Annotated in this window: 10 protein-coding genes; all 10 read right to left on the bottom strand. The window is 65.4% G+C overall.

Annotation, left to right across the window (positions count from 1 at the left end; all coding sequences use genetic code 11):
* Positions 1-28: 28 nt before the first annotated feature.
* Positions 29-3,541: a double-strand break repair helicase AddA gene (addA, locus tag E5X88_RS11115; protein WP_292161276.1), complete on the bottom strand. Its 3,513-nt coding sequence runs from the start codon at positions 3,539-3,541 to the stop codon at positions 29-31.
* Positions 3,538-6,657, bottom strand: coding sequence for a double-strand break repair protein AddB (gene addB, locus E5X88_RS11110; RefSeq protein ID WP_292161275.1), 3,120 nt, complete (start codon positions 6,655-6,657; stop codon positions 3,538-3,540). Before addB ends, addA begins: the two co-directional genes overlap by 4 nt.
* The gene (locus E5X88_RS11105) at positions 6,654-7,403 is read right to left on the bottom strand and encodes a nucleotidyltransferase family protein (RefSeq protein WP_292161274.1); all 750 of its coding nucleotides are present in this window, start codon (positions 7,401-7,403) and stop codon (positions 6,654-6,656) included. The genes addB and E5X88_RS11105 overlap by 4 nt, the downstream gene beginning before the upstream one ends.
* On the bottom strand, positions 7,400-8,911 hold the full coding sequence (gene tsaE / locus E5X88_RS11100; protein WP_292161273.1) for a tRNA (adenosine(37)-N6)-threonylcarbamoyltransferase complex ATPase subunit type 1 TsaE: 1,512 nt from the start codon (positions 8,909-8,911) through the stop codon (positions 7,400-7,402). The genes E5X88_RS11105 and tsaE overlap by 4 nt, the downstream gene beginning before the upstream one ends.
* Before the next feature lie 8 nt (positions 8,912-8,919).
* The gene (locus E5X88_RS11095) at positions 8,920-11,484 is read right to left on the bottom strand and encodes a PAS domain-containing sensor histidine kinase (RefSeq protein WP_292161272.1); all 2,565 of its coding nucleotides are present in this window, start codon (positions 11,482-11,484) and stop codon (positions 8,920-8,922) included.
* A gap of 188 nt (positions 11,485-11,672) precedes the next feature.
* Positions 11,673-13,073, bottom strand: coding sequence for an adenosylhomocysteinase (ahcY, locus tag E5X88_RS11090; RefSeq protein WP_292161271.1), 1,401 nt, complete (start codon positions 13,071-13,073; stop codon positions 11,673-11,675).
* Positions 13,074-13,217: 144 nt separating this feature from the next.
* Positions 13,218-13,514: an HPr family phosphocarrier protein gene (locus tag E5X88_RS11085; protein ID WP_292161270.1), complete on the bottom strand. Its 297-nt coding sequence runs from the start codon at positions 13,512-13,514 to the stop codon at positions 13,218-13,220.
* The gene (locus E5X88_RS11080) at positions 13,511-13,912 is read right to left on the bottom strand and encodes a PTS sugar transporter subunit IIA (protein ID WP_292161269.1); all 402 of its coding nucleotides are present in this window, start codon (positions 13,910-13,912) and stop codon (positions 13,511-13,513) included. The genes E5X88_RS11085 and E5X88_RS11080 overlap by 4 nt, the downstream gene beginning before the upstream one ends.
* A gap of 164 nt (positions 13,913-14,076) precedes the next feature.
* Positions 14,077-14,523: an HPr kinase/phosphorylase gene (locus E5X88_RS11075; protein ID WP_292161268.1), complete on the bottom strand. Its 447-nt coding sequence runs from the start codon at positions 14,521-14,523 to the stop codon at positions 14,077-14,079.
* Between the two features lie 3 nt (positions 14,524-14,526).
* Positions 14,527-16,308 (bottom strand): sensor histidine kinase, encoded by a 1,782-nt coding sequence (locus E5X88_RS11070; RefSeq protein ID WP_292161267.1) that lies wholly within the window; start codon positions 16,306-16,308, stop codon positions 14,527-14,529.
* Positions 16,309-16,451 lie beyond the last annotated feature (143 nt).

The raw sequence follows: 16,451 nt of genomic DNA, 5'->3' as shown, positions 1-16,451 counted from the left end.
TCGCGTCCTTGTTCAAGCAGGTGTTGTGTCACGCTCCCGTGAGTCGGGCAAGGGCATCGTCCATCGCCCTTGCCGGCAGCTCGATCAGCCGCGGCGCTTCGGTGAACAGCAGCGCCGCCGAGACCTCATGCCCGGGGTAGAGCGGCTGGAGCAGCGCACGATAGAGCGCGAGCTGCAGGACATAGGCCGGCGGAACGTCCGCCAGCGCTGCCGGCGCCGGCCGGTTGGTCTTGTAGTCGACGATCGAAACCTTGCCTGAGGTTACCGCCAGCCGGTCGATCTTGCCGGAGATCGAGCGCAGCTTGCCCTTCACCTCCAGGCTGCCCATGACGGCGACTTCGGCGCGCGACGATGATGCGAATAACGAGGCGAAGCGGCTGTCGGCGAGGATTGCCGCCACCGAGGCCAAGGCCTTGTCGCGCTCGGTTTCAGGCCATTGCGCGCCGGCGCGCTTGAGATAACGCTCCGCGGCACCCCGGCGTTCGGCCTCCGCAATGCCGGGCAGCATCTGCAGCAATTTGTGCAGCGCCAGCCCTCGCATCACGGCAAAACCAGGCTCCGCCTCGGTGTCCAGCACCGGCGAGCCGGTATCGATCACGGCTTCCTTCGCCTCGTCGATCAGCGCCGAGGCGCCGGAGGGCGACAGCGGCCGCGGCAGGTCCTCGAAGGGCGGCAAGGGTTGGAACAGCGTCTCCGGCAACGGCGCAAACTGTTGCGTCTGCGCCGCCTCTTCGGCCGCCGCCTGTGCGACCGGCGGCAATTTTGTCACGTGAAAGCGATGCACGGCCTCGCCGGTGGCGGGGTGCCGCCGCTCCGCGCTTTCGGGGGCGCCGACCAGCGCGCGGCTGACGATCGAATGCCAGGTGCCCGCATTCGGCGCCCGCTTGCCGTGATAGCCGCAGACGATCAGCCGGTCCTCGGCCCGGGTCATGCCGACATAGAGCAGCCGGCGGTATTCGTCGTCGGCGAGTTCGCGCGCGCGGACCGAAGCGGCTCGCGAAAATCCATTGGCGACGTCGCTGGCCGAGCGCCAGAGATAGCCCTTGCCGCCCCAATGTTCGCCCGAGCCATCGAACGGCATCAGTCGCGGCAGATGTTGGTCGCTGAACGGCGCCGAGCCACCATCGACCAGGAACACCACAGGCGCCTCCAGGCCCTTGGCGGCATGCACGGTCATGACGCGAACCTCGTCGCGGGTCTGGTCCATTTCGCGCTTGATCTCGGGGCCGGCGTTTTCCAGCGTCGACAGGAAGGACTCCAGGCCCGGCAGGCCGGTTCGTTCCTCGGCCAGGCAGAAGCTCAGGAACTCGTCGAGAATGTCGCCGGCTTCCGGCCCGAGCCGCGCGATCATCTTCTTGCGCAGGCCGTCACGGGCGAGAGCCCCGGCATAGAATTCGAACACAGGCTTGAATGCGGCTTCATCGGACCATGTGTCGAGTTGGGCAGCGATTGCGGCCAAGGCAGCGCTTTCGCCGGCATGCCGCCTGAGCGAGGCGATCAAGGAGAGGCCGGACGGCCGCTCGCCCGCGAGCGCGAAAAGCACCTCTTCCGAAACATCGAAGATCGGGCTGCGCAGCACGGCGGCAAGCGACAGATCGTCCTGCGGCTGGATGAGAAAGTGGCCGAGCGCGATCAGGTCCTTCACCGCGATATGACCGGGCAGGCTGAGCCGGTCGGCGCCGGCGACCGGGATGTCGCGGCGCTTCAGCGCGCGCGTCAGCGCATGGACGAAACGATCGCGCTTGCGCACCAGCACCAGCACATCGCCGGGCCGAAGTCTTTTGCCGCGGCCCTCGATGATCTCGCCGGCGCCGATCCATCCGGCAATGGTCGCCGCCACGTTTTCGGCGACGCGCACCGCCGGCGCATGGGCGTGGTCGACGGCTTGCGTCCAGTCGTCCGGCTCGTCGACAACGTCGGCGCCGATCGAAGGCCAGACCTCGACATAGCCTGGCGCGTCGGTGCGGATCGCCTTGTGGTTCAGCGGATCGGGATCGTGGCTGATGCCGCGCCGCACGACCGGGTCGGCAAAGACACGGTCCACCGCCGCAAGCACGTCGTCGGTCGAGCGGAAGGACCAGGTCAGCTTGAGATCGGCGAAGGCGGCGTTGGCGTCGCGTACTTTACCGGCAAACAGGAGCCTTGAGTCGGCGAAGGAGTCGGGCGCCGCTCCTTGAAAGGAATAGATCGACTGTTTTTCATCACCGACGGCAAAGACCGTGCGGTGAACGTTGTCGCGCGCGCCGAGCCCGGCAAAGAATTCTTCCGCCAGCCGCTTCACCACCTCCCACTGGTCGGGACTGGTGTCCTGCGCTTCGTCAAGCAGGATATGGTCGATGCCTTGGTCGAGCTTGTACTGCACCCAGGGACCGGCGTCGGGCCGCGCCAGGAGATTGACCGTTCGGGTGATGAGGTCATTGAAGTCGAGGAAGCCGCGGGCGCGCTTCAAGTGCTCGTAGCGGGTGATCAGCCAGTCGGCGATGGTCAGCGCAGCACGTGTGCCCTCCAGCATCCTGAACAGCGCCAATCGGTCGGAGATTTCCAGGATGGCGTCGGCCGCCGCCAGATAGCGCTCGGCAAGATCGGGCAGCCGGTCGAGCAACGCCTTCTTGAACGTCTTTGCCGGCTCATAAGGCTCGCCATCCGCCCGCAGGAAGGCTTTTGCCAGCAATTGCAGCCGGCGAAGCGGATCGTCCTCGGCGAAGGCAAGACGCGCATAGGGCAGCAGATTGTTCAATACGATGCGGGCATCGGCGGCTTCGGCAGCGCGGGCAAAGGTGATGAAATAGTCCGGCAGGAAGCCCGGCAGCGGCCAGACGGACGCCGCCAGGCCTTCGGCGGTCTGGCCGGTGCGAAACCTGAACTCGTCGAACAGCGCCCGGAAGCCATCGCCGCCGGCCGCGCTGATGAAGGCGCGCAGACCATCGCGCTTGCGCACGATCTCGGCCAGCAAGGCGTCGAGCCCGTGTTCGCCGCCGCGTTCCAGAATGGTGGCGAAAGCCTCGGCCAGTCCCGCATCGCCGGCGGTCGTGCCCGAGATCATGTCGCGGCGGGCAGCGGCGAAGAGCGACGCCTCCATCTGCGGATCGAGCATTTCGAAATGGGCCGGTATGTTGGCTTCCAGCGGAAACTGGTGCAGCACCGATTCGCAGAAGGCGTGGATGGTCTGGATCTTCAGCCCGCCCGGTGTCTCCAGCGCCTCGGCGAACAGCCGGCGGGCGCGGCGCATGGTTTCGCGATCGGGCTGGCGACCGTCCAGCGCCTCTATCCTTGTCGCCAGTTCCGCGTCGCCAAGCGCCGTCCATTCCGACAGCGTCGAAAACACCCGGTTCGACATGTTGGCGGCGGCGGCGCGGGTATAGGTCAGGCACAGAATCTTCGACGGATCGGTGCCGCGCAGCAGAAGACGGATGACGCGCTGGGCCAGCACATGGGTCTTGCCCGATCCGGCATTGGCCGACACCCAGGCGGAATTTTGCGGGTCGGAAGCGCTTGCCTGGCTGGCCGCCGTGTCGGTCGGGATGGGATAGGCCTTCTTCATGCCTCCCCTCCCTCGTCGTCGGCGTCGCCGCCGGCAGACCATTCGAGCACACGGGCGAGATGGTCGTAGTCGCCGTCGGTCTCGCCCTCGCGGAACGGCAGCGCGCGCGACAGATAGCCGGTCGCCGGGTCGGCATAGTGGATCAGCAGTTTTTCGAGCCGCGCCCAGGCCTCCTCGGCGAGATCGGCGGCGGTTCGCGGCTTGCGGTTGTATTCGAGGATGGATTCCTCGAACACCTCGCCATTCGGCTTCAGCCTGACGAAGGCCAGCTGCGACGGCTCGCGCGCGCCAAGCCCCTTGAAGGCGCCGCGCCTGAGCAGCGCGCCCTCCAGCGCCAGCTGCGGCGAAAGCAGCGTGTGGGCCTGCGCCTTGGACGGTGAAGAGCCGGTCTTGTAGTCGAGGATGTCGGCCATGCCGCCGGCCAGCAGATCGACACGATCGGCGTAGCCGGACAGCGTCACGCCGGACTGGCCGACGCCGGTTTTCTCGGCGCGCTCCTCTGCATGCCGCATTGTCACGGCGAAGGCGCGGCCGCGCTCCCATTCGATGATGCCCGCGGCGAGCTTTTCGAAGCGCGGCCACCACACCGCCTCGACATCGGGAGGAAGAGCCGCCTCGGCAAAGCATTGGCGGCCGGCGGCGATGAGACCGTCCAGCGCCTCCGGCACAAGCGGATCGGCCACCCTCGCCGAGAAGCGATGCAGGATGGCGTGAAACAGCGTGCCGCGCTCGGCGGCGCCCGGATCGCGGAGGACCGGATCGAGCGGCATCAGGCCGAGAATCCTCCTGGCGTAGATCGCGTAAGGGTCGCGGCGCAGCGTCTCGATCTCGGTGACCGAGAAATGCTGCGGCCGCACGATCAGCGGCGGCTTCGGCTGCGGCCGCGGCGCGAAATCTCTCCTTTCGCCGGCATCGAGCGCACGTGCCCAGGACAGGAATTCATCACCACGCCGGCGAAGCACCGCCGCATGGTCCTTGCCGATGAAGGTCAGCATGCGCTGCAGCCAGCGCGATGGCACCGCCGGCGCGTCGCCGGAGCGGGCGGAGCGCGCCAGCACCACTTTCTTCGCCCCCATCGCCATCTGGAAATCATGGGCGGCAAGGCCGATGCGCCGCTCGGGCGGCTCGAGATCGATGCCGGTTTTCATCAACCGCGACATGAAGCGGTCGCTTTCCGGCTTGCGCGGCCACACGCCTTCGTTGAGCCCGCCGATGACCAGTGTGTCGACGTTCTGCAACCGGGCTTCCAACGCGCCCCAGATGGCGATGTTCCTGTCGGTGCCCTGCGCCGGCTTGACCGTCTCGGGCGCGATCAGCGCCTCCATCACATCGGGCCATTCGTCCGCCGCGAAGGAGAACGATGCCGAGGCAGCAACCAGCCCGCGCAAGAGCTCGGCGAGCTTTTCACCGGCATCGCCCGTATAGAGTTCGCTCAGGCTGCCGTCCGCAGCGCGGCCGAGACCTTCGAGCGCGACGACACTGGCCCGGGTCAATGCGGCAAGATCGGCTTCGGCTTGACTGCGAAAGTCGATCAGCGGCGCCAGCGCGGCGGCAAGGCGAGCGAGCAATTCGCGGGCGCTGCCGATGTTTCGCACAGTCAGGCGGGAGAACCAGAAGGGCGGGCGGGTATCGCCGAGGGCAGTGAGGCGGGTCTCGAAGAGCTCCGCCAGCGATGCGACGTCAGGGCGGCCGGTGCCGCCGCGCAGGGCCACCAGTTCGACGATCTCGGCGGCATGACGGACGATCGCGCGTTCCACGCCAAGGCCAAGCAGCGGGTGCTTGAGCAGCGACAGCAGGGCGACCGGATCGCCGGGCCGGAACGCGGCCTGAAGCGCCAGCCTGAGCAGGCTGGCGGCGGGCGTGTTGGCGAGCGGCGTGCCACCCGAATCGTCGGCGACGACACCGAAGCGCAAGAGCTCGACGGAGACGCGCCGTGCCAAGGCGCGGTCGCCGGTGACGAGTGCCGCGCTCTGACCCGGCTGTTCGACGGCGCGTTTGAGCGCGACGGCGATCGCCACCGCTTCGTCGCGTTCGCCGGCGGCTTCGAGAAGCGTCACATCGACGAACGCCTCCGTGACGTCTCCGGCGGCAAAGCCGGCACGCGTCTCAGCCCACAATTCGGTGGTTTCGGCCGGCCGCAGTGCCTCGCCGACAAGCGCGGCGCGCAGCGTGAGCCGCCTTTCGGCACTGGCAATCTCCTCGACATCGCCACGCGGCACGCCGATCTTGCCGATCAGTTTTGCCAGGCCGTATTGCGGATGACCAAGCAGGGCCGGTCGGGTGCCGGGCGCCGCGATTGCCTGGAAAGACGGCTCATCCAGCATCAGGTCGAGGCCGGGCAGCACGACCGCGCCGCTGGGCAGGCCGGCGATCACAGCAAGCAGTTCGGCCGTGGCGGGAATAGATCCGGTCGAGCCGGCGGCGATCACCGGCCCAGCGGGCGGATTGCGCTTCAATCGCGCCGCTTCCAGCCCGATCAGCGCATTGCGGTGCGCGGCCGGGTTGGAGCGGTTGCGCTCCTCGAGGAGGTTCGGCCAGTTTTCGGTGACGATGCTCAGGAAGTCGAGCGTGACCTGCCACCAGCCGGCGAGGTTTCCGGTCACCAGATCGGCAAGCCTGGTCCAGTCGGTGCCTTCCGTCTCGATCTCGTCCATCAGCCGGGCAAGGTCGCGCGCCAGCCAGATGGCATCGGCGGCGGAGGCCGGCACGACGATCTCCTCATCGAAAAGTGCTGCGACATGCGCCGGCAGGCGGCGCTTCCAGGCCCGCACCAACGGTGCAAGGAGCAAAAGGCGTTCGATCGCGGCGATCGGCGGTGCGAGGCCGATCGCCGCCGATGCATCGGCCTCGAATGCAGCTTCGTCCTCGTCGAACTCGCCGAGCGGGCGGATGACCGGCAGGATCGCGGAGCGGCCACCCAGACGGTCGACGAAGACGCCGCGCAGCGCCCGCGCGGCGCGTCGCGTCGGCACATAGATGGTGGCGTCGGCCAACGCCAACGGGTCACCGTCGAAGCGGAAACCGGGAACGAGACGCCCCGACAGCAAAGCATCGGCCAGCGTCGGCAGAAACGGCGCTCCGGGCGGGATCGAGAAAACGCGGCGGGAGCCGCTCATTTCAACTCATCAAAGGCGCTGGGCGATTCGGCAAGCGCGCCGGCGACCGCCGCTTCCGCAAGCGGAATGGCGTCGGGCGTGCCGACAGTGATCCAACGGCCGTGCATCATCATGCCGAACAGGCGGCCGGCGGCGATGGCGGCATCGAAATAGGCGTTGAGCGAGTGCGGCCCAGCCGGCGCATCGTTGAAAAGACGCGGATGGACGATCGCGGCACCTGCATAGATCAGGCCCGCCGGATCGCCTTTCGAACGCCGCAAGGCGCCGGCCGGCGCCATCAGGAAATCGGTGCCGCCGCTGTGTCCGGTCGCTGACTGGAGATCCGCAAGCATCAGCAGAATATCCATTTTCGCCGCATCCCATGCAAGGGCAAGGCGAACAAGGTTGGGCATGCCGCTGTCGATCCAGAAGGTGTCGGCGTTGACGATGTAGAAGGGAGCCTCGCCCAGTTCCGGCAAAGCATGAACGATGCCGCCGGCGGAATCGAGCAGCCTTTCGCTTTCGTCGGAAATGACGACCCGCGGCGCGAAGCGCGCGGCGACATGGGCGACGATCTGTTCGGGGAAATAATGGACGTTGACCACGGCCTTGTCGACGCCGGCGCGAGCCAGGCCGTCCAGGCTCCAGTCGAGCAATGTCTTGCCTGATATCTTGACCAGCGGTTTTGGCATCGTGTCGGTGATCGGCCGCATGCGCTTTCCCAGCCCGGCGGCAAGCACCATTGCGGTCTTGGGGCGTGACGTCACAGCGGCCGTTCCTCCAGCAAGCCGTTGGCGGTGTAGAAATCCCGCAGGCTGGCCAACGCTGGGTGCGCCAGCGCCCGGCGGAGATAGTCGCGAATGCGCGGCAGGTGCTTGAGATAATAGGGCTTGCCGTCGCGCTTTTCGAGCCGGACGAAAATGCCGAGGATCTTCGAGTTGCGCTGCGCCGCCATGATTGCATAGGTTTCGACGAACTCCTCTTCATCGAAAGCGCCGGCCTTATGGCGCGCGGCGATATAGGCATCGAGCGTCCGCTTCTCGATCTCAGGCGAAAGCGTGACGCGCGCATCCATGGCGAGCGAGGCGAGATCGTAGGCGGAGGGGCCGATCAGCGCGTCCTGGACGTCGATGATGCCGAGGCGATCGTGGCCGGTGCGCTCGCCGCGCCAGATGATGTTGGGCGAATGAAAGTCGCGCAGCACGAGCGTGTATTCGCGCCCCCCCAGCCGGTCGAGGGCCGCATTCCATTCCCTGTTATAGCCGGTGCGCAAGGCCTCGCTTGCCGGACCGCCTGATATCGCCGGCACATACCAGTCGAGCAGCAATTCGGCTTCGATCATCATGGCGTCGCGATCGAAGGGCGGCACGTCGTGAAAGACGCCGGGCGCGGCCTCCATGCGATCGGGCCATGCCTTGCCATGCATCATGGCAAGCAGTCTGGCCGCCGCCGCGTAGCGCTCCGCCACCGGCTCGCCATGCTTGTCGAGAACCCCCTCCGAGCCGAGATGCTCCAGGAGAAGAAAGCCCTGGTCCAGGTCCTGGGCATGGATCTCCGGGGCGCTGACGCCACCGGTCCGCAACGCCCGGTCGATGGCGACGAAGGCCGAGACGGATTGCGCGGTGTGGGCGATCACCGCATAGGGCTTGCCGTCGCGGACCGGCGGCCCGAGCACCAGCCGCGGCGAATTCATCAGCACGCGCGGCGGCAGGCCGGCCAGCGAGACGATCTCATAGGAGCGGGCCGAGGCGTCACCGATGAAGTGCCGCCGCTGCGCTTCGCCCCAGCCAGCTCTTTCCAAAAAATCGCGCATGGCCAGCGATCGCGCCGCGCGCTCAAAGGCAGCGCCTTGTCCTGACAGTCTCGCCAGGCGTCCGTCGTCCTGATGGACCAGTTCGATCAGAACCGAAGTCTTCGGCAAATAGGCCTCTGCCCGTTCCGGCCATTCGACCAGGGCAGCGCCTTGCGCCAGCGCTTCGTCGAAACCCAGTTCGTCCAGTTCGGACGCCGAGGAAAGGCGATAGAGGTCGAAATGGTGGACGGGAACGCGCGCCTCGTAGCTCTGGACGAGCGTGAAGGTCGGGCTCGGCACATCGAGGCTGGCGTCCTCGGTCATGGCCCTGATCAGCGCCCGCGCCAAACTCGACTTGCCGGCGCCGAGATCCCCTTTGAGGGCCAGCACGTCGCCAGGGCGCAACGACATGGCCAGATCCTCGCCCAGCCTTGCGGTCGCAGCCTCGTCGGCGAGAAAACGCTCCAGCACCACGCCTGCCATCGAGCGCGCTACTCGGCCGCCGCGCGGATGCCGGACGGCGTGTCGGGGAAGGCACAAATGACGGTGGTGCCCTTGTCCTTGCCGGTCTCGATGCGGACGCTGCCGCCATGCAGTTCGACAAAACTCTTGACGATCGACAGGCCGAGGCCGGCGCCACGCCGGCGGCCGCCATTGGTGCGCGGCTCGAAACGGCGGAACACCGAATCGAGCACGTCCGGCGGCATGCCGGGGCCGTCGTCGTGAACGGAGAATTCCACACCTTCGGCAAGCGAGCGGCAGGCGAGCGTGACGGTGCTCGCCTCCGGCGCGTAGTTCGCGGCGTTGCTCAGCAGATTGTAAAGGATCTGGCGGATGCGGATTTCGTCGCCGTGGAACGTCTTTGGCGCGGTGGCCGCGTCGACCTTGAGCCTGATCGCATGCTCCTCCAGCCGGTCTGCAACAAGCTCGGCGGCGGCGGCGATGGTCCGGTCGACGTGAACCTCGGAGATATCGAGCTGCATGATGCCGGCATCCACGGTCGCCAGGTCGAGGATGTCGTTGACGATGGTGAGCAGGACCGAGGAAGACGAGCCGACATGATCGACATATTCGCGCTGCTTCTGGCTCAGTGGCCCGGTCGACGGCAGCGAAAGAAGCTCGGTGAAGCCGATGATGTTGGTCAGCGGCGAGCGCAGTTCGTAAGAGACGTGCTGGACGAACTCGTTCTTGAGCTGGTCGGATTTTTCCAGCGCCTCGTTCTTGTCCTTCAGCGCCCGCTCGACATTGACGCTGTCGGTGACGTCGACGAAGGTCATCATCACCTGCCCGTTGGGCAGCGGGATCATCGCGTAACGCAGCACGGTGCCGTTGTTCAGCTCGGTCTGGCCGTGGCGGTCTCGGCGTTCATCGTCGAATCCGGTGATGGCGGCAACGAACCCGCCCCAGGGACTGTCGGCGGCACGCCGGTCGCACAGATCGCGGATCGAGGAGACGTGAACGTTGGGCTTGGCGGCGTCGGCGTCCAGCCCCCACAGCACCGCGAATGCCGGGTTCGACAGTCTGAGCCTTCCGTCCGGGCCGAACACGGCCACGCCTTCGGCAAGATTGTCGAGCGTCTCGCCCTGGACCCGCACCGCGGTCTGGTAGCGGCTTTCGAGGTCCATCTTCTCGGTCAGGTTCTCGAACACCCAGGTCACGCCGCCCTTGGGCTGCGGATTGGCGACGACGCGGATGGTCTTGCCGTCCGGCAAATGCCACCAATGTTCCTGCGATTCGACCGCGCGATACGCCCCAAGCAGGCTTTCCTTCCAGCGCCGCCATTCGGGCTGCTCGGCGATCTTGCCCTCGCTGCGCAGCCGGTCGAGCAACAAGGCGTTGTCCGGAGCGCTGTGCAGGAAGCCGCTGTCGAGACCCCATAGTTTCTGGAACGCCTGGTTGAAGAACCGCAATTTTTCGTCGGTGTCGAAAATCGCCACGGCGGTGTTGAGTTGATCGAGCGTGTCGGCGTGGCTGCGCACGGTCCGCTCATATTCGCTGCGGATGGTTTCGATGGCACTGGTGTCGCAGGCAAGACCCGCCGAGCCGTCCGCGCTGGCGAAGTCGGTCACGGCGAACATGCGCCGGTCGCCTTCGATCACGGTGGAAAGCGCCTGTTCGAAGACGGGATGCGACTTATGCTGCGCAGCGATCGCGTCACGCGCCTGGCCGCCCAGGAATTCCTTCGCGTCGCGAACGGCCGCTTCGGCATTTTCCGCTTCGACCGCCTCGGCATAGGCGCGGTTGACCCATTTCAGCCGCCCGTCCGCCGTGCGCAGCCATGACGGCATGCCGAGCGCGTCGAGAAGGCCGATCAGGGTGTCGTAGTCGGCGGCGAGGCGCTGGTTCTCGATTTTCAGCCTGGCTTCGCTTCGCTGCGTTTCAGAAAGCGAGACGAAGCGCACAAGCACGTGTGCCGCGCTCTTGCGCCCGTGCACTTCGAGCGGCGCACCAACCTGCGATTCGATGACGAGATCGAACGGCTTCGCCTTTTCCCGCAGTGCCGCCACGGCATTCTCGAGCGCCGCCGCCGAGCGCGGCATCAGCCAACGGCCGAAGGCGAGGAAGGCGGCACGGTCTTCCGGGGCGCCGCTCTCGACCGGCAATGTCCCGACGAGCTCAGGTTTCTTGTTTTCCGAGGTCCATACGACGACACGCTGGTCGCGCAGATTGAGCAGCGCCTCGGAGCGCTGCAGCGCAACGTTGACGTCGGCCAAGCGGGCTCTGAGTTCGACATTCTGCGCCGAGGTGCGCGCCCTTTCGCGGATCAGAAAAATGGCCGAGACAAGTGCCGCGCCCATGACGCCGACAAACATGGCGAGTTGCATGACCTCGACAGTGCCGACCGACAGCCCGGCTTTGGGCGCAGCAGCCGCTTCTGCGTGTGCCGAAAGGCCAAGCAGCGAACCGGCGAGCGCGGAAGACGCCAGCAGCGTTCCAACGCGGGTACCGGCGCGCCATAAAAGGCTCCCGCCTCTGGCAGCGGAACCCTTGGTCACCGAATCGTTGCGGCCGCCGGAAACGGCCTGTCCCGCGCGAGGCGGGTTATCCCCCGGCATGTCTTGGTCCTCTTCGCCGCCTGAATGCAAGACCGCCCTGATGCGTGCACCGGTCCTCGTCCCCGGACCCGCGAATCAGCACCATAGCGCTTGCGCGAATCGGCGTGAAGAATCAATCAGCGCAAAAATAAAGCCGGGCGAAAAGTCAATCGCCCGGCATCAATATCTAGTGGTAATTTTAGTTGAGGTTAATAGCGGTAGTGTTCCGGCTTGAACGGTCCCTGCGGGGTCACGCCGATATAGGCGGCCTGTTCGCCGGACAGTTCGGTGAGCCGGGCGCCGAGCTTATCGAGATGCAGCCGCGCGACCTTTTCATCGAGATGCTTTGGCAGGACGTAGACCTGGTTCTGATACTGGCCGGGCTTGGTATACAGCTCGATCTGGGCCAGCACCTGGTTGGTGAAGGACGCCGACATGACGAAGCTCGGATGGCCGGTGGCGTTGCCGAGATTGAGCAGGCGACCTTCCGACAGCAGGACCATCCGCTTGCCGTCCGGAAAGGTGATCATGTCGACCTGCGGCTTGATGTTGGTCCACTTCAGATTGCGCAGCGCCGCTACCTGAATCTCGTTGTCGAAGTGACCGATGTTGCCGACGATCACCATGTCCTTCATCGCTCGCATATGGTCGATGGTGACGACATCCTTGTTGCCGGTGGTGGTGATGACGATGTCGGCGGTCGGGGCGGCATCCTCGAGCGTGACGACTTCGAAGCCGTCCATCGCCGCCTGCAATGCGCAGATCGGATCGACCTCGGTGACCTTGACGCGGGCGCCGGCGCCCTTGAGCGACGCCGAAGAGCCCTTGCCGACGTCGCCATAGCCGCAGACGACCGCGACCTTGCCGGCCATCATCGTGTCGGTGCCGCGGCGAATGCCGTCGACCAGCGATTCCTTGCAGCCATACTTGTTGTCGAATTTCGACTTGGTCACGCTATCGTTGACGTTGATCGCCGGGAAGGGCAGCAGGCCCTTCTTCTGCAACTGGTAGAGCCGGTTGACGCCGGTTGTCGTCTCTTCGGTGACGCCGCGGATCGCTTCCTTCTGCTTGGTGAAGAAGCCGGGCGAGGCCTTCAGGCGCTTTTTGATCTGGGCAAACAGGATTTCTTCCTCCTCGCTGCCCGGATTGGAGAGCACGTCTTCGCCGGCTTCGGCACGCGCACCGATCAGGATGTACATGGTGGCGTCGCCGCCATCGTCGAGGATCATGTTGGACGTGCCGCCGTCCGCCCACTGGAATATCCTGTCGGTGTAGACCCAATAGTCCTCGAGCGTCTCGCCCTTGACGGCGAAGACCGGAATGCCAGCCTCGGCGATTGCCGCGGCCGCATGATCCTGGGTCGAGAAGATGTTGCAGGAGGCCCAGCGGATATCGGCGCCGAGCGCCTTCAGCGTTTCGATCAGCACCGCCGTCTGGATGGTCATGTGCAGCGAGCCGGTGATGCGCGCGCCCTTGAGCGGCTGCGCCTTGCCGAATTCCTCGCGGCAGGCCATCAGACCCGGCATCTCGGTTTCGGCGATCTCGATTTCCTTGCGGCCCCAGCCGGCAAGTGAAATGTCGGCGACCACATAGTCCTTGCTACCCGTCATGGCAGTGCTCCGATGCGAAATTGTTTTTGGGTGCGCCCGGAAGGCGTGTCGATGGACGCGAGTGCCGGCCTGACTAGCAGATCGCCGGCCGGACGACAATGGGATATAAAGAAATCTTTATCCGTGCATGTCTTTAAGAGGCCGTCACGACTCCTCGCCGAAACGGGACGCGACGAGCTGCTCCAGCGCGTCGATGACCTGCTCAGCCTCCGGGCCGCTGGCGGTGACGCGGATCGAATAGCCGGGGCTCGCCGCCAGCATCATGAGCCCCATGATCGAGGTGCCGCCGACCTTGACGCCGTCCTTCTCGACATGGACGGAGGCGTCGAAACCGCTGGCAACCTGAACGAACTTCGCCGAGGCGCGGGCATGCAGGCCACGCTGGTTGACGATTGGAAACTCCCGGACGATGTGATCCTTCTTGGCCGACACCGCCTTCATTTGCTGCTCAAAAGCTGGCTGGCGACGTTGATGTATTTGCGGCCGGCCGCCTGCGCCTCGTCCAGCGCTGCCGTCATGTTGTCGCCCTTGCGAACGCTGGACAGCTTGATCAGCATCGGCAGGTTCATGCCGGCAATGACCTCGGTACGACCGGATTCCATCACCGAAATGGCGAGATTGGAAGGTGTGCCGCCGAACATATCGGTCAAAACGATGACGCCCGCCCCCGTGTCGACGCGGGCAACGGCGTCAACGATGTCGCTGCGGCGTTGCTCCATATCGTCGTCGGCGCCGATCGCGACGGTCGCGAAATTGTCTTGTGGCCCCACGACATGTTCCACGGCATGGCGGAACTCGGCGGCCAGTTGACCGTGCGTTACAAGCACGAGTCCGATCATTCTTTGGTGGCTCCCGTCATTGCCGCTTCACAGCCGCATTTTATGCTCGCCAGCCATCGCAGGCGGCGGGAGCGCTATCTTGTCGACGCAAGACGCGTTGACAAGTCCAAAATTGCGCAAGCCCGGGCCATTTTGACGCATTGCAGCAAAAAACCGGAACCGGATCATAAAAAAGGTGCAATCGACAGCCGCGCCATCACCGCTGGCAGGGCCGTGATGGCGTTGCGCTCGGCAAGGTCGATGCGCGGCACCGGACAGCCTGCCACCGGTTCGCTGATTTCCTCTTGGAAACGGGCCATTTCTGCCTTCGGCACCAGCCGGACATGCAGGTCGATCACTCCACCCGGCTCGAACGGCAGCGGGCGCGGCATGAACCCAGGCACTTCGGCGAGACCGGCGATGGTCGCCGGCACGCGACAGACCAGCCGCCCGGCCCAGGCCGCGGCGAGCAGCCTGTCGTCGCCGATCAGCCGCGAAAACAGCCCGCGCGCGCGGCAATGATCCAGGAGCGTCAGCGCCAGCGTGGTCTTGCCCGAGCCGGACGGCCCGGTGACGAGGACGCCGCGCTCGCCGATCAGGAGCGCCGTGCCGTGAATGTTTTCAGCCTTCACAAATCAGCCTTCGGCAGGCAGCGTGACAACGAAGCGCGCGCCCTTGATCTCGCCGGGTTTGGTCCCCGGGATGTTCTCGGCGGTCAGCGTGCCGCCATGGGCTTCGACGATCTGCCTGGATATCGACAGGCCAAGGCCCGAATTCTGGCCGAACGCCTCGCCGGCCGGTCGGTCGGTGTAGAAGCGTTCGAAGATGCGATCGATATTGTCGGCCCTTATGCCGGGACCATTGTCGTCGACGGTGATGATGTTGACCTTGCCGGCGCGCGCCAGCGAGATAGTGATGTGGCCGCGCTCCTCGGGGACGAAGGAGCGGGCATTCTCGATCAGATTGGTGATGACCTGGCCGATCCTCAGATCATGGCCGGCGACGAAGTAGCCTTTGACGCCCTGCGGCGGTTTGGCGACCTTGAACTCGATCTCGACCGTCTTCTTGTTGCGCGTCGCCGTGCGCGAAACGGCGATCAGATCGGTGATGAATTTCTTCAGATCGACGGTTCCCGCGTCCTCCCGCGCGAGTTCGGCGTCAAGACGGGAGGCATCGGAAATGTCGGTGATGAGACGGTCCAGCCGCCTGACGTCGTGCTGGATGACATCCATCAGGCGGCTGCGCGACGTGTCGTTCTTGGCCAGCGGCAGGGTCTCTACCGCGCTGCGTAGCGAGGTCAGCGGGTTCTTCAACTCGTGCGAAACGTCAGCCGCGAAACTTTCGATCGCCTCGATGCGGGCATAGAGCGCATTGGTCATGTCGCGCACGGCGATCGACAGGTTACCGATCTCGTCCTGCCGGTCGGAAAAGTCCGGGATTTCCTCGCGGTTCTTGACGCCGCGCCGCACCCTGACCGCCGCCGCCGACAGCCGGCGCAGCGGGTTGGCTATGGTCGAGGCGAGCAGCATCGACAGGATGGCGGTGACAAGGGCGGCAATGCCGAAGACACGCAGGATCGCCTTGCGCTCGGCCGCGACGATCTTGTCGATGTCGCCGCCCTCCGTCGACAGCATCAGCACGCCGAGGACGGCGCGGAAGCGCTGGATCGGCACGGCGACCGAAACAATCTGCTCGCCCTGTTCGGAGATCCGCACGATGGTCGACGGGCTGCCGGTAAGCGCCTTGACCACCTCTGGAAATGCAGCGCCATTGCCGCCCGGCTGTTCATGGTAGACCGGCAGCGCGGTGTTGCGGAAGAAATCGAAGACGAATTTCTGGATACGCTCCAGGAGGTCGGGCTCTTCCTCGTCGACCGGCGGCAGGTCGTAGCGAAGGATCTGGCCACGCGAATAGAGGTGGCGGGAATCGAGCAGCAGGTTGGCGTCGCGGTCATAGATGCGGGCGCGCGTCCGCGTCGGCGAAATCAACCGCCGGAGCACCGGCGCGACGCGCTCCGGATTGATCGGGAAATCCAGATTGTCGAGCTGGTCGGAGCCGGGACCCAGGCTTTCGCCGGCCTGCATTTCAAGCAGTTTTTCCGGATCGATCCTGATCGAATCGGTCTCGACCGTCGCCGACGCCGCGATCGCGCCGGCGATGATCTCGCCCTGGGTCATCAGGCTCTCGACGCGGGCATCGATCAACCCGTCGCGAAACGTGTTGAGGTAGAGAATGCCTGTGACCAGGACGGCTAGGCCGGCGAGGTTGAGGAAGAGAATGCGCCGCGTCAGGCTGGAAAAGATATGGTGGCCGAGAAAGCGGCGCATCGGCACCGTGATTCTCGACAGGAATGCGGGCAGAATCCGAGACGGGCGCCGGGCGCCCGTCCGTCTCACTCGCTCTACGTCCACTGCCATCGAATAGCAGCCCCTGCTTAGTAATTAGTGAGTAGTGAGTAGTGAGTAGGGAATAGAGAAAGGTTGGCAGAGATCGCGGCGATGCATGAGTGGCCGTTCGCACCATTCAACTGACTACCGACTATTCCCTACTGCCTACTGCC

It is taken from the genome of Mesorhizobium sp., assembly GCF_004962245.1.
Taxonomy (GTDB): Bacteria; Pseudomonadota; Alphaproteobacteria; order Rhizobiales; family Rhizobiaceae; genus Mesorhizobium.
Note: the sequence above shows the minus strand (reverse complement) of the source record. Positions and strands in the feature narration are given on the sequence as shown.

Bases quoted from the DNA above. Each gene is read 5' to 3' on its own strand.
- addA (WP_292161276.1), bottom strand. From the start codon at position 3,541: ATGAAGAAGGCCTATCCCATCCCGACCGACACGGCGGCCAGCCAGGCA.
- addB (WP_292161275.1), bottom strand. From the start codon at position 6,657: ATGAGCGGCTCCCGCCGCGTTTTCTCGATCCCGCCCGGAGCGCCGTTT.
- tsaE (WP_292161273.1), bottom strand. From the start codon at position 8,911: ATGGCAGGCGTGGTGCTGGAGCGTTTTCTCGCCGACGAGGCTGCGACC.
- E5X88_RS11095 (WP_292161272.1), bottom strand. From the start codon at position 11,484: ATGCCGGGGGATAACCCGCCTCGCGCGGGACAGGCCGTTTCCGGCGGC.
- ahcY (WP_292161271.1), bottom strand. From the start codon at position 13,073: ATGACGGGTAGCAAGGACTATGTGGTCGCCGACATTTCACTTGCCGGC.
- E5X88_RS11085 (WP_292161270.1), bottom strand. From the start codon at position 13,514: ATGAAGGCGGTGTCGGCCAAGAAGGATCACATCGTCCGGGAGTTTCCA.
- E5X88_RS11080 (WP_292161269.1), bottom strand. From the start codon at position 13,912: ATGATCGGACTCGTGCTTGTAACGCACGGTCAACTGGCCGCCGAGTTC.
- E5X88_RS11070 (WP_292161267.1), bottom strand. From the start codon at position 16,308: ATGGCAGTGGACGTAGAGCGAGTGAGACGGACGGGCGCCCGGCGCCCG.